Here is a 12629-nt window from a genome sequence, read left to right on the forward strand (position 1 = left end):
ACGGGCCGGGGCTCCCTCGGCGCGGTGGTGGCGGCTAGACGCGCGCCTGCACCGCGGTGTGGGTCGCCTGTGCGTCGCGGAGCATGCCGAGCACCTGGGCTCGCAGATCCTCCGGCGCGGTCTCCTTGCAGGCACGCTGGACGGCGACGGTCAGCACGACGCCGACCTTCGCCTCACCGGAGCAGTCGGGGCAGTTCGCCATGTGCTCGCGGATGTCGGCGGCGTCCTCCTTGCCGAGTTCGTCGTGGAGGTACTCCTCGAGCTCGGCCTTCGCCTTGGTGCAGCCGCAGTCGGTCATTTCGTGCTCCCGGTGGTGAAAGCGGCGCGGATCCCGCGCTCGCGTGCGTAGTCGGTGAGTCGTTCGCGCAGCATGCGGCGGCCGCGGTGCAGCCGGCTCATGACGGTCCCGACGGGTGTCTTCATGATGTCCGCGATCTCCTGGTACGAGAATCCCTCGACGTCCGCGAAGTAGACGGCGAGCCGGAAGTCCTCGGGGATGGCCTGCAGGGCCTCCTTGACGGCGGTGTCGGGGAGGTGGTCGATCGCCTCGGCCTCGGCCGAGCGGCTCGACGTCGCCGTGGTCGACTCGGCCCCGCCCAGCTGCCAGTCCTCGAGCTCGTCGATCGCGCTCTGGTAGGGCTCGCGCTGTTTCTTGCGGTACGAATTGATGAACGTGTTGGTGAGGATGCGGTAGAGCCACGCCTTGAGGTTCGTGCCCTGCTCGAACTGCCTGAACGCGCCGAACGCCTTGGCGAACGTCTCCTGGACGAGGTCCTGGGCATCGGAGGGGTTCTTCGTCATCCGCAGACCCGCCGCGTAGAGCTGGTCGATGAACGGCAGCGCCTGCTCCTCGAACAGCGTCCGGACGTCGACCGGCGCCTCGGGGGCGACGTCGCCGAGGGCCTCCTCGACGGTCGCCTCGATCGTCTGCTCGGCCACGGCCGACTGATCGGCGGGGGCCTCTGCGGGCGCCTCGTCGGCGGTGAGGGGGCGGGGGGAGTCGTCGCGTGTCATCACGAGCGATTCTAGGCCGCGGGCGTCCTGGCAGCCCGGGGTTGCCCTCCCGCGCCTGCGCACGGGGCGCTCGGGGATGCGCACGGCCGTCTGGATCGTCACCGTGGGCCCCTCTCCTTCATCGCCCGCTGACCTCGTGCCCGCCGACTACTCTGATAACCGATGGTCTTCTCGCGTTATTCCGCCCCCGAATTCGATCTGTACGGCGATGCCCGAGCGCTCCCCGGCGATCAGGACTGGCCCGCGCCCACGGCCCCCGGCGCCCTGGACGCGGTGATCGAGCTGCCCGGGTCCAAGTCCCTGACGAATCGCGAGCTGATCCTGTCGGCCCTCGCGACCGGCCCCTCGACCCTGCGGGCTCCCCTGCACTCCCGCGACAGCGCCCTGATGATCGAGGCGCTGCGCTCGCTCGGCACCACGATCCGCGAGTCGGGAGCCACCGGGGCGTTCGGCTCCGACCTCGTGGTCGAGCCCGCCGACGAGCTGCTCGGCTCCACGACGATCGACTGCGGTCTCGCCGGCACCGTCATGCGCTTCGTGCCTCCCCTCGCCGGTCTCGCCCTCGGCCCGACGACCTTCGACGGCGACGCGTACTCGTACAAGCGCCCGATGGGCGCGACGATCGCGTCGCTCCGCTCGCTCGGTGTCGATGTGGCCGACGACGGCCGCGGCTCGCTCCCTTTCACCGTGCACGGCTCCGGATCCGTCCGCGGCGGCGAGGTGGTCATCGACGCCTCGCGCTCGAGCCAGTTCGTCTCGGCCCTGCTGCTCGCGGGTGCGCGCTTCGACGAGGGCCTCCGCCTCCGCCACGAGGGCGAGCACCTGCCCAGCCAGCCGCACATCGAGATGACCATCGCCGCGCTCGCCGCCCGCGGAGTCGAGGTCGGGACCCCCTCGCCGGGCGAGTGGGTCATCGAGCCGCAGCCGATCGCCGGCGCCGACACCGTGATCGAACCCGACCTCTCGAACGCCGCGCCGTTCCTCGCAGCGGCCCTCGCGACCGGCGGCCGGGTGCGCCTTCGCCACTGGCCCGCCGAGACCACGCAGGTGGGCGCCCACCTCGAGCGGATCCTGCCGCTCTTCGGAGCGACAGTCGAGCACGACGGCGGCGATCTCGTCGTCACCGGCGGCGACGAGATCCTCGGTGTCGACCTCGACCTCTCGGAGGGCGGCGAGCTCGCGCCCGCCCTGGCGGCGCTGGCGGCCCTCGCCTCGGGACCCAGCACGCTCACAGGCATCGGCCACATCCGCCACCACGAGACCGACCGGCTCGCCGCGCTCGCCGCCGAGATCAACGGCCTCGGAGGCGCTGTCACCGAGCTCGAGGACGGCCTGCGCATCGAGCCGGCAGCCCTGCACGGCGGCCGCTGGAAGACGTACTCCGACCACCGCATGGCTCACGCCGGCGCGCTGCTCGGGCTGGTGGTGCCGGGCGTCTCGATCGAGGACATCGCGACGACGTCGAAGACGCTCCCCCAGTTCCCGCAGCTGTGGTCGACCCTCGCGGCATCTGCGCCGGACGGATCGGCCTGACATGTCGTGGTGGACGGACAGCGGCCTCGACGCCGACGGAGTGCTGGACGACTTCGACGGTTACGACGAGTCGGACGCGAAGGTGCGGCCGAACCCCAAGGGCACCAAGCCCCGCACGAAGCAGCGACCCGCCTACGAGGACGCCGAGATCGCGATGGTGCTCGGCGTCGACCGCGGCCGCTACACGGTCATGATCGGCGACGGCACCCCGGAGGAGCACGAGTTCACCGCCGCGCGCGCTCGTGAGCTGCGTCGCCAGGCGATCGTGGCCGGCGACCGCGTCGACGTGGTCGGCGACTCCACCGGCGACGAGGGCACCCTCGCCCGCATCGTGCGGATCCGGGAGCGGTCGACCCTGCTCCGCCGCAGCGCCGACGACACCGACGCGATCGAGCGCGTCATCGTCGCCAACGCCGACCAGATGGTCTGCGTGGTCGCCGCCGCCGACCCCGAGCCGCGCACCCGGCTCGTCGACCGCTATCTCGTGGCCGCCTTCGACGCCGGCATCACCCCGATGCTCTGCATCACCAAGACCGACCTCGCCGACCCCGGGCCCTTCCTCCGCAACTTCGAGGGTCTCGACCTGCGCGTCTTCCTCTCGAGCCAGGACGAGCCGCCCGTCGACGAGATCGCCGAGGCGCTCCTCGGCCACGAGACGGTCGTGGTCGGCCACTCGGGAGTGGGCAAGTCGACGCTCGTGAACAAGCTCGTCCCCGATGCGCACCGGGCGATCGGCCGCGTCAACACGGTGACCGGCCGCGGGCGCCACACCTCCTCCTCGACGGTCTCACTGAGGGTCGAGCGCGGCGACCGGCACGGCTGGGTCATCGACACCCCGGGCGTGCGCTCCTTCGGGCTCGGGCACGTGAACGTCGACAACATCCTCGGTGCCTTCACCGCCCTGGCCGAGCTCGCCGAGGACTGCCCGCGCGGCTGCACCCACCTCCCCGACTCCCCCGACTGCGCGATCATCGAGGCCGTCGAGGAGGGACGGCTCGGGCCGACCGGACCGGAGCGCCTCGACTCGCTCCAGCGCCTCCTGACCACCTTCGCGCCCTCCGACGGAAGCAGACGATGACGAGCACCGCCCTCCCCCCGATCCCCGCCGATCAGCGCCTCGCCGCAGGGCAGGCGGCACCCGGCTTCACGCTGCCCGACCAGGACGGCCGCCCGGTCGCGCTCGCCGACTACCGCGGCCGCCGCGTCATCCTCTTCTTCTACCCCGAGGCCGCCACACCGGGGTGCACCACGGAGGCCTGCGACTTCCGCGACAACGCGTCGTCGCTCCGCGGTTCCGGTTACGAGGTCCTCGGCGTCTCGCGCGATACTCCCGAGAAGCTGCGCCGGTGGGCCGACGAGCAGTCGATCGGCTACCCCCTGCTCAGCGACCCCGACATGACCGTGCACCGGGCCTACGGCGTATGGGGCGAGAAGAACAACTACGGCAAGACCGTCGTCGGCGTCCTCCGCTCGACGTTCGTCGTCGGCGCCGAGGGCGTCCTCGAGTTCGCGCAGTACGGCGTGCGCGCGACCGGCCATGTGCAGGCGCTGCGCAAGAAGCTCAAGCTGGTCTGACCCCGCTTCGCCGAGGGAGCCCGCTGCCGCCGGGGCAGCCCTTCTCAGCGGGGCGCCTCGACGAGAACGGGCTCTCCGGCGTCAGAATCCCTCGTTGAAGCGCGGCGCGTAGTCGGAACCGAGCGCCGCCAGCTCGTCGGCGGTCAGCTCGACGTCGACCGATGCCGCGGCGTCCTCGAGGTGCTGCATCTTCGTCGCTCCGACGATCGGCGCGGTCACCACCGGCTGCTGGCGCACCCAGGCGAGCGCGACCTGCGCACGCGGGACACCGCGCTCCTGGGCGATGCGGGCGACCGTGGCGGCCGTCCGGCGGTCGCCCTCCTCCTGCTGGTGGTACAGGGTCTTGCCGTAGAGGTCGCTCTCGGTGCGCGAGGTCGTCTCGTCCCAGTCGCGGGTGAGGCGGCCGCGGGCGAGCGGCGACCACGGGATCACTCCGACGCCCTGGTCGAGGCAGAACGGGTGCAGCTCGCGCTCGTCCTCGCGCTGGATGAGGTTGTACTGGTCCTGCATCGAGACGAAGCGCGTCCAGCCGCCGAGGTCGGCCGTGTACTGCGCCTTCGCGAACTGCCACGCCCACATGCTCGAGGCGCCGATGTAGCGCGCCTTGCCCGAGCGGACGATGTCGTGGAGCGTCTCCATCGTCTCCTCGATCGGCGTCTCGGGGTCCCAGCGGTGGATCTGGTAGAGGTCGACGTAGTCGGTGCCCAGGCGCCGCAGGCTGTCGTCGATCGCGCTCAGGATGTGCCGGCGCGAGAGTCCGCCGCCGTTCGGGCCCTTGCGCATCGTGCCGTGCACCTTGGTCGCGATCACGACCTCCTCTCGCACGGCGAAGTCGGCGAGCGCGCGACCGACGAACTCCTCGCTCGTGCCGTCGGAGTAGACGTCGGCGGTGTCGAAGGTCGTGATGCCGAGCTCGAGCGCCCGGCGGAGGAACGGCCGTGACGCCTCCTCGTCCATGCTCCACGCGTGGGCGCCGCGCTCGGAGGCGCCGAAGCTCATGCAGCCGAGGATGATCGAGGAGACCTGCAGGCCGCTGGAGCCGAGTCGGGTGTAGTCCATGGAGAGGCGTCGCTTTCGCATCGGGGAAGGGGCCCCTCAGCCTCGCACCGGCTCGGGGCTCGCGCTACCCGGCGGAGGGATCGCGGCGGGTCGCGGCGACGACGCTCGGGAGGAAGATCGTCACGACGGCGACCAGCGCAGGACCCAGCAGCGCCCATCCCACGTCGGGGACGGAGTACTGACCCTGGAACGCGCCGAGCGCGACGGCCATCTGCACGAGCTGCATCGTCAGGGCGGAGCCGCGCATCCAGCTGCGCCGCCGGATCGCTCCCAGGGTCGTCGCAGCGGCCCAGCAGAGGGCGATGAGCGCGAGGACGACGATGGCGACGCCTCCGCCGACAGTGTCGGCCCGCGTGGTCGCGAGCTCGACCAGCAGCCACGCCGCTACGGCTCCGACGCCCACCGTCTCGAGTGCCAGCACGGCGATCAGCACGAGCAGCCCGGGTGGCCGCGAGGCACTGTTCGGGCCGGTCGGAAGCCGGTTCTCCTCAGGCGTCACAGCCACATCCCATCCTTGACTCTTGATTCGGGCGTACCACCGTGAGAGGCTACTTGAGTTCGTTTCACCGCTCACAGGGTCGTGGGTTTCCGCCGATGTGAACAACCCGATCCGTTCGAGCCGTGAGGTTCGTGTGTCGTGCCGCAGGGTGCGACACGGAGCCGGGTGAGCTCGTCCGGAAGAACCGAGCCGCCCCCGTCCACCCTCTCGAATCGCCTTGCGCAGCTGCGCGGGGCTTCGTGGCGTGCTCAGGAGGGTGCGCTGGGACTTCCCGTCGAGTTCGATCGTCGGCGTGATCCGATCATCCCATTCGAACACTGCGTGGTTCCTCCACGCACGCCTGCACACAAGGAGCACCTGCATGGACTGGCGCGACAAGGCCGCTTGCCTCACCGCTGACCCCGAGCTTTTCTTCCCGGTCGGCAACACCGGACCCGCCGTCGACCAGATCGAGAAGGCCAAGACCGTCTGCGGACGTTGCACGGTCACCGAGGTCTGCCTCCAGTACGCCCTCGAGACCGGCCAGGACTCAGGCGTGTGGGGCGGCCTCAGCGAGGACGAGCGCCGCGCTCTCAAGCGCCGCGCCGCTCGCGCCCGCCGCGCCTCGTAGCGCCCCGCTCAGCGACTCCCCGACCCCCGTTGCCTCACGGCAGCGGGGGTCTCGTCGTCTCGGGGCGCTCAGGCCTTCGGGCGTGCCAACCAGCGCAGCGGCATCTCGATGGTGACCTCGGTACCGCGCCCGACCAGGGTGTGCCAGTCGATCGTCCCGCCGAGCTCGCCCTGGATCAGGGTGCGCACGATCTGCGTGCCGAGGCCCGAGCCGACCTTGCCCTCGGGCAGCCCCACTCCGGTGTCGCGCACCTTGACCGTCAGCACGTCCTCGGTGCGCGTGGCGACGATCTCGACGTCGCCCTCGCGGCCGGCGAGACCGTGCTCGACGGCGTTGGTGACGAGCTCGGTCAGCGCCAGGGCGAGCGGAGTCGCGTACTCGCTCGGCAGGTTGCCGAAGCTCCCGCTGAGCTTGGGGTGCACCGTCGTGTTGTGGGTCGAGGCGACCTCGGCGATCAGCAGCAGCACGCGGTCGAACACCGCGTCGAAGTCGACGTTCTGGTTGAGCCCCTCCGAGAGCGTGTCGTGCACGACCGCGATCGCCGCCACCCGGCGCATGGCCTGGGTGAGCGCCTCGCGGGCGAGGTCGGAATGGGTGCGCCGGGCCTGGATGCGCAGGAGCGAGGCGACGGTCTGCAGGTTGTTCTTCACGCGGTGGTGGATCTCGCGGATGGTCGCGTCCTTGGTGATGAGCTCGCGCTCCTGGTGGCGCAGCTCGGTCACGTCGCGGCAGAGTACGACCGCGCCGACCCGCTCGCCCCGGTCGCGGATCGGGATCGCGCGGAGCGACACCGTGACTCCGCGTGCCTCGATGTCGGTGCGCCACGGGGCGCGCCCGGTCACCACGAGAGGCAGCGACTCGTCGATGACGAGCTTGCCGGTGAGCAGCTTCGTCGTGACCTCGGCGAGCGACTCCCCCTCGAGCTCGTCGGCGAAGCCGATGCGGTTGAACGCCGAGAGCGCGTTGGGGCTCGCGAAGGTGGTGATGCCGTCGACGTCGAGGCGGATCAGGCCGTCGGAGGCGCGCGGGGCGCCGCGCCGGGGCCCCGTGGGTGCCCCCAGATCGGGGAAGTCGCCCGAGGCGATCATCGAGAAGAGGTCGTTGGCGCAGTCGTTGAACGTCAGCTCCTGACGGCTCGGCGTCCGCGTCTCGCTCAGGTTGGTGTGGCGGGTCACGACCGCGATCGGGCGGTCGGTCGTCGCCTTCTCGGAGGCGTTCAGCCGACGGATGACGGGGACGGCGCGGACGCGGGTGGGTGTCTCCTCGAACCAGTCGGGCGCCGACGTGTCGACGATGCGCGCCGTCTCGAACGCCTCGACGACCTGGGCACGCCACTCCGATTTGATGCGCTGCCCCACGAAGTCGCGGTAGAAGAGGGTCGCCGCACTGGAGGGACGTGCGTGCGCGACGGCCACGAAGCTGTCGTCGGCGGTCGGCACCCAGAGCACGATGTCGGCGAAGGCCAGATCGGCCAGGAGCTGGGCGTCGCCGACGAGCAGGTGGAGCCACTCGACGTCGGCGTCGGTGGAGCGGCCGTGGGCGAGGACGAGGTCACTGAGGGTCGACACCCGTCAAGCCTAGGCGCTCGGTCCCCCCCTTCCGCGAGGCACCGCCGCCGTGCCCGCGGAGCGACCCGAGCCCTTTCGCCGCATCGCACGAGGCGGATCGGCGAGGTCGGTGAGACGGCGATCGAGCACCGCACCCGGGTCGTCCGGCGCCGTGTTATCCACAGTGTCGCGTCGCTGCACATGTGAGCATCCCTCACCTGCTTCGATGAGCAGGTCCCAGCGCCCCACCCTGAGCGCACCACGCACCCGCCCGAGCCGAAAGGTGACCCGACCCATGAGTCGCTCGTCATGCCACTGGAGCATCCTGCATGAGCCGCCCTTCGAACGCCTTCGACTACCGCACGCTGCCCCTGGAGGCGGGGCCCGTCGCCGCGATCGCACCGTCGGTCGGATTCTTCGCGGCTCAGCCGACGACCCGGGCGGAGCTGCCCGACCCCGAGCCGATTCTCGAGCGCCTGACGCTGCTCGTCATCGAGATCCTGGAGGGCTCGCGCGAGATCGACCAGATCGCGCGCTGGCTGACCGACGACGTCTACCGGCACCTTCAGAAGCGGGTGATCCTGGCGGCACGCTCACGAGCCCAGCAGGGGCGTTCTGGGCGGCGCACACCGTTCACCGTCGGTCGAGTCGTGGTCACGGAGCCGCGGGACGGCGTCGTCGAGGCGGTCGTCCTGGTGCACAACCGCGTGCGCACTCGGGCTGTCGCCATCCGGCTCGAGGGCATGGACGCCCGCTGGCGGGCGACCGCGATCAACGTGCTCTGAGGCGTGCTCGATCCGGAGGAGTCGCCTGCTGCACGGCTCCCTCCTCGCTGATCGAGTAGCCCGCGCAGCGGGCGGATCGAGTCACCGGCATCGGAAGGTCGGACGTTCGATCCTCGAGAGCCGGCGGGTCTCGAGGCGTTCCCGCGGGGCTGCGGGCTCGACCGGCAGGCGACTCCCTTCCGCGACCAGCAGATGCCGGGCGGCTTCACCGCTCTCCCCTGCTGCGTCGACGAGAACGGCCCCGCTCCCCCTCAGCGGGGGCGCGGGGCCGGACTCGGCGATGAGGATCAGCGGCGCTTCTGCTGCGCGCGGCGCTCCTGGCGGTTGTTCGGGACCTCGTCCTCGGCGGCGGGCGACTTCTGCCCGAACGCTCCGGTGGTCGCGGCCTCGTCCTGGGGACGCGCCTCTCGGGCCGCCGCGGCGCTCGCCTTGGCGGTGGCAGCCTGCTGCACCTGGCCGCGCTGGTTGCGCACCTCGACTCCGCCCGAGTCGCTCGGGGCCGAGTAGCTCAGCTTCTCGACCGGGGCGACCGGCTCGGCGAGGCCCTTGGCGGCGACTCCGGCGACCTCGCCCTGCTTCTGCGTCACCTCGACCTCGAGGTTGAAGAGGAAGCCCACGGTCTCTTCGCGGATCTGCCCCATCATCTGCTGGAACAGGGCGAAGCCCTCGCGCTGGTACTCGACCAGCGGGTCGCGCTGAGCCATCGCGCGCAGGCCGATGCCGTCCTTGAGGTAGTCCATCTCGTAGAGGTGGTCGCGCCAGCGGCGGTCGATCACCGAGAGCACCACGCGACGCTCCAGCTCGCGCATCGCGGGCGAGCCGAGCTGCTCCTCGCGGCGCTCGTAGGCGATCTTCGCGTCCGAGAGGATCTCGCGGCGCATGAACTCCTTGTTGATGCGACCGCGGCTGCCCGCCTCCTGCACGACCTCGTCGATCGTGAGGCTGATCGGGTAGAGCGTCTTCAGCTCGGTCCACAGGGCGTCGAAGTCCCAGTCGTCTCCGTTGCCGCTGCCGGTGTGCACCTCGAGGATCTCGTCGATGACCTCGACGAGGAACTTCTGGGTGCGCTCGTGCAGGTCGTCGCCCTCGAGGATGTGGCGGCGGTCGGAGTAGATGGCCTCACGCTGGCGGTTGAGGACATCGTCGTACTTGAGGACGTTCTTGCGGATCTCGGCGTTGCGCGCCTCGACCTGCGACTGCGCGCTGCGGATCGCCCGCGAGACGACCTTCGACTCGATGGCGATGTCGTCGGGGACGTTGCCGCGCCCCATCAGGGCCTCGGCCGCTCCGGAGTTGAACAGGCGCATCAGGTCGTCGGTGAGCGAGAGGTAGAAGCGGCTCTCGCCCGGGTCGCCCTGACGCCCGGAGCGTCCACGGAGCTGGTTGTCGATGCGGCGCGACTCGTGGCGCTCGGTGCCGAGCACGTAGAGACCGCCGGCGGCCTGCACCTTCTCGGCCTCCTCGCCCACCTTCGCCTTGACGCCGGCGAACACGTCGTCCCAGGCGGACTCGTACTCCTCCGGGGTCTCGGACGGGCTGAGCCCCTTGCCGGCCATCTCGGTGACCGCGAGGAACTCGGCGTTGCCGCCGAGCATGATGTCGGTGCCGCGGCCGGCCATGTTGGTGGCGACGGTGACGGCGCCGAGGCGACCCGCCTGTGCGACGATCGCCGCCTCCCGAGCGTGGTTCTTGGCGTTCAGCACCTCGTGCCGCACGCCCTTCTTGGCGAGCAGGCGCGAGAGGTACTCGCTCTTCTCGACGCTGGTCGTGCCGACCAGAACGGGCTGACCCGCGGCGTGGCGCTCGACGATGTCCTCGACGACCTGCTCGAACTTGACCTGCTCGTTCTTGTAGACGAGGTCGGGGTTGTCGAGCCGCTGCATCTTGCGGTTGGTCGGGATCGAGACGACGCCCAGCTTGTAGGTGGCCATGAACTCGGCGGCCTCGGTCTCGGCCGTTCCCGTCATACCGGAGAGCTTGGAGTAGAGGCGGAAGTAGTTCTGCAGCGTGACGGTCGCGAGGGTCTGGTTCTCGGCCTTGACCTGCACACCCTCCTTCGCCTCGATCGCCTGGTGGATGCCCTCGTTGTAGCGGCGACCGGCGAGGATGCGGCCGGTGTGCTCGTCGACGATGAGGACCTCGCCGTTCAGCACGACGTAGTCCTTGTCCTTCTTGAACAGCGCACGGGCCTTGATCGCGTTGTTGAGGAACGAGATCAGCGGAGTGTTCGCCGACTCGTAGAGGTTCTCGATGCCGAGGTAGTCCTCGACCTTCTCGATGCCGGGCTCGAGCACGCCGATGGTGCGCTTCTTCTCGTCGACCTCGAAGTCCTCGCCCTCGACGAGGCGCTTGGAGAGGTTGGCGAACTCCGAGAACCAGCGGTTCGCCTCACCCGAGGCGGGACCCGAGATGATCAGCGGCGTGCGCGCCTCGTCGATCAGGATCGAGTCGACCTCGTCGACGACGGCGTAGAAGTGGCCGCGCTGGACCATGTCCTGCGCCTGCCACGCCATGTTGTCGCGGAGGTAGTCGAAGCCGAACTCGTTGTTCGTGCCGTACGTGATGTCGGCCGCGTACTGCTCGCGGCGCTCCACGGGGGTCTGGCCCGAGAGGATCACGCCCGTCGTCATGCCGAGGGCGCGGAAGACGCGGCCCATCAGCTCGGACTGGTACGACGCGAGGAAGTCGTTCACCGTGACGATGTGCACGCCGCGGCTGGCGATCGCGTTGAGGTAGGCGGGGAGGGTCGCGACGAGCGTCTTGCCCTCACCGGTCTTCATCTCGGCGATGTTGCCCAGGTGCAGGGCCGCGCCGCCCATCAGCTGCACGTCGAAGTGACGGAGGCCGAGGGTCCGCCTGGACGCCTCGCGCACGGCGGCGAACGCCTCCGGCAGCAGGTCGTCGAGCGACTCGCCGTTCGAGTAGCGCTCGCGCAGCTCGACGGTCTCGTTCTTCAGCTCCTCGTCGCTGAGGTGCGTGAAGTCCTCTTCGAGGGCGTTGACGGCTTTCGCGTAGTTCTCGAGGCGACGGATGACCCGACCCTCCCCGACGCGAAGGACCTTTTCGAGAACTGAGGCCACGGGGTACTCCAAAACGTAGAAGACAGGGGTTCCGCACCGGAGCACGGACCGCGACCAGCCTAGCCGGGCAGCGCTGTGCGCGGTCCGAGGTGCTGTCCGCCGTCGGCGGACGCGGAGAGGCCCCGGAGCGCGCGGCGCCCGGGGCCTCCCTCAGAGGGTGTCGATCAGCTCGCGGCCTGCTCCGCGAGCTCGTCGGCCTCGTCGCCGAGGCCGATCACGCCGTAGTCCCAGCCCTTGCGGCGGTAGACGACGCTCGGGCGCCCGGTGTCGGCGTCGATGAACAGGTAGAAGTCGTGACCGACGAGCTCCATGTAGTCGACGGCGTCGTCGACGGACATCGAGACGGAGGCGAAGACCTTCTTGCGGATGACGACCGGGCAGTAGGGCTCCTCCTCGGCCTCGTCCTCGGTGGTCGCCGTCTCGGCCTGCACCGGGATGATGCCCGTGCTCACCTGCTCGAGGATCGCGGCGTCGGCCGGCTGGATCGCGACGACGCTGAAGTCGTCGGCCGCCGCGTCGCGGAGCGAGGTCGGCCGATGCTGGCCACGATGCACCTTCTTGCGATCCTTGGCGCGTCTCACCCGTTCGAGGAGGCGCCCGAGGGCGACATCGAAGGCCGCGTACTTGTCCGCACCGCTCGCCTCGGCCCGGACCACGGGCCCCTTGCCGATCAGGGTGAGCTCGACCCGGTCTCCTCCGGGGGCGCCCTTGCCCTCGCTGTGGCGACTCGCCTTGATCTCGAGCGCGAGGGCTCGATCGGCGAGGTGCCCCACCTTCTCCGCCTTCTCCGTCGCGTACGCGCGGAAGCGATCGGTGATGCCCAAGTTGCGTCCTGTGATGTCGATGTCCATGACAACCTCCCAGTCGAGTACGGCGTGCCGCCTTTCTCTGGGGCGGACCGTTCACGCCGTGCCACCGAGCGTAGAC

At 70.3% G+C, this 12629-nt stretch carries 12 protein-coding genes; 5 read left to right on the forward strand and 7 right to left on the reverse strand.

Going from position 1 to position 12629, the window contains the following annotated elements; translation table 11 throughout:
- Positions 1-34 precede the first annotated feature (34 nt).
- Positions 35-298 carry a zf-HC2 domain-containing protein gene (locus ASG06_RS18660; protein WP_056045178.1) on the reverse strand — a complete coding sequence of 88 codons (264 nt, stop codon included), beginning with the start codon at positions 296-298 and terminating at the stop codon, positions 35-37.
- The gene (locus ASG06_RS18665) at positions 295-1014 is read right to left on the reverse strand and encodes a sigma-70 family RNA polymerase sigma factor (RefSeq protein WP_082499363.1); all 720 of its coding nucleotides are present in this window, start codon (positions 1012-1014) and stop codon (positions 295-297) included. Before ASG06_RS18665 ends, ASG06_RS18660 begins: the two co-directional genes overlap by 4 nt.
- Positions 1015-1176: 162 nt before the next feature.
- Between ASG06_RS18665 and aroA the strand changes: the two genes are divergently transcribed.
- From aroA to bcp, 3 genes are read left to right on the forward strand one after another with little or no spacing between them, the layout of a single operon-like run.
- Complete coding sequence (aroA, locus tag ASG06_RS18670; protein WP_056045181.1) at positions 1177-2547, forward strand: 3-phosphoshikimate 1-carboxyvinyltransferase; 1371 nt, start codon at positions 1177-1179, stop codon at positions 2545-2547.
- Position 2548: 1 nt separating this feature from the next.
- On the forward strand, positions 2549-3625 hold the full coding sequence (gene rsgA / locus ASG06_RS18675; RefSeq protein ID WP_056045183.1) for a ribosome small subunit-dependent GTPase A: 1077 nt from the start codon (positions 2549-2551) through the stop codon (positions 3623-3625).
- Entirely contained in the window at positions 3622-4122 is a 501-nt protein-coding gene (gene bcp, locus ASG06_RS18680; RefSeq protein WP_056045186.1) for a thioredoxin-dependent thiol peroxidase, read from the forward strand. Before rsgA ends, bcp begins: the two co-directional genes overlap by 4 nt.
- A gap of 81 nt (positions 4123-4203) precedes the next feature.
- Here bcp and ASG06_RS18685 read toward each other — a convergent pair whose 3' ends face one another.
- Both ASG06_RS18685 and ASG06_RS18690 read right to left on the reverse strand, forming a co-directional pair.
- Positions 4204-5181, reverse strand: coding sequence for an aldo/keto reductase (locus ASG06_RS18685; RefSeq protein ID WP_056045189.1), 978 nt, complete (start codon positions 5179-5181; stop codon positions 4204-4206).
- Positions 5182-5245: 64 nt separating this feature from the next.
- A complete protein-coding gene (locus ASG06_RS18690) occupies positions 5246-5686 on the reverse strand; it encodes a hypothetical protein (RefSeq protein WP_231727838.1) in 441 nt (146 codons plus the stop codon).
- A 355-nt stretch (positions 5687-6041) separates the two neighbouring features.
- Here ASG06_RS18690 and ASG06_RS18695 point away from each other — a divergent pair, with 355 nt between their 5' ends.
- Positions 6042-6290 (forward strand): WhiB family transcriptional regulator, encoded by a 249-nt coding sequence (locus ASG06_RS18695; protein ID WP_056045195.1) that lies wholly within the window; start codon positions 6042-6044, stop codon positions 6288-6290.
- A 68-nt stretch (positions 6291-6358) separates the two neighbouring features.
- Here the strand turns inward: ASG06_RS18695 and ASG06_RS18700 are convergent, their stop codons facing one another.
- Positions 6359-7858 carry a sensor histidine kinase gene (locus ASG06_RS18700; RefSeq protein WP_056045197.1) on the reverse strand — a complete coding sequence of 500 codons (1500 nt, stop codon included), beginning with the start codon at positions 7856-7858 and terminating at the stop codon, positions 6359-6361.
- 308 nt (positions 7859-8166) lie between these two features.
- Between ASG06_RS18700 and ASG06_RS18705 the strand changes: the two genes are divergently transcribed.
- On the forward strand, positions 8167-8622 hold the full coding sequence (locus tag ASG06_RS18705; protein WP_231727840.1) for an Rv3235 family protein: 456 nt from the start codon (positions 8167-8169) through the stop codon (positions 8620-8622).
- A 287-nt stretch (positions 8623-8909) separates the two neighbouring features.
- Here ASG06_RS18705 and secA read toward each other — a convergent pair whose 3' ends face one another.
- Together secA and hpf are read right to left on the reverse strand one after the other, a co-directional pair.
- Positions 8910-11702, reverse strand: a complete 2793-nt coding sequence (gene secA / locus ASG06_RS18710) for a preprotein translocase subunit SecA (RefSeq protein ID WP_056045200.1) — start codon at positions 11700-11702, stop codon at positions 8910-8912.
- Positions 11703-11866: 164 nt separating this feature from the next.
- The gene (hpf, locus tag ASG06_RS18715) at positions 11867-12553 is read right to left on the reverse strand and encodes a ribosome hibernation-promoting factor, HPF/YfiA family (protein WP_056045203.1); all 687 of its coding nucleotides are present in this window, start codon (positions 12551-12553) and stop codon (positions 11867-11869) included.
- Positions 12554-12629 lie beyond the last annotated feature (76 nt).

The organism is Rathayibacter sp. Leaf185 (assembly GCF_001423885.1).
Taxonomy (GTDB): Bacteria; Actinomycetota; Actinomycetes; order Actinomycetales; family Microbacteriaceae; genus Rathayibacter.

Excerpts from the sequence above, each read along its gene's own strand:
- ASG06_RS18685 (WP_056045189.1), bottom strand. The coding sequence starts at position 5,181 with ATGGACTACACCCGACTCGGCTCCAGCGGCCTGCAGGTCTCCTCGATC.
- ASG06_RS18665 (WP_082499363.1), bottom strand. The coding sequence starts at position 1,014 with ATGACACGCGACGACTCCCCCCGCCCCCTCACCGCCGACGAGGCGCCC.
- ASG06_RS18660 (WP_056045178.1), bottom strand. The coding sequence starts at position 298 with ATGACCGACTGCGGCTGCACCAAGGCGAAGGCCGAGCTCGAGGAGTAC.
- ASG06_RS18695 (WP_056045195.1), top strand. The coding sequence starts at position 6,042 with ATGGACTGGCGCGACAAGGCCGCTTGCCTCACCGCTGACCCCGAGCTT.
- bcp (WP_056045186.1), top strand. The coding sequence starts at position 3,622 with ATGACGAGCACCGCCCTCCCCCCGATCCCCGCCGATCAGCGCCTCGCC.
- rsgA (WP_056045183.1), top strand. The coding sequence starts at position 2,549 with ATGTCGTGGTGGACGGACAGCGGCCTCGACGCCGACGGAGTGCTGGAC.
- aroA (WP_056045181.1), top strand. The coding sequence starts at position 1,177 with ATGGTCTTCTCGCGTTATTCCGCCCCCGAATTCGATCTGTACGGCGAT.
- hpf (WP_056045203.1), bottom strand. The coding sequence starts at position 12,553 with ATGGACATCGACATCACAGGACGCAACTTGGGCATCACCGATCGCTTC.
- ASG06_RS18705 (WP_231727840.1), top strand. The coding sequence starts at position 8,167 with ATGAGCCGCCCTTCGAACGCCTTCGACTACCGCACGCTGCCCCTGGAG.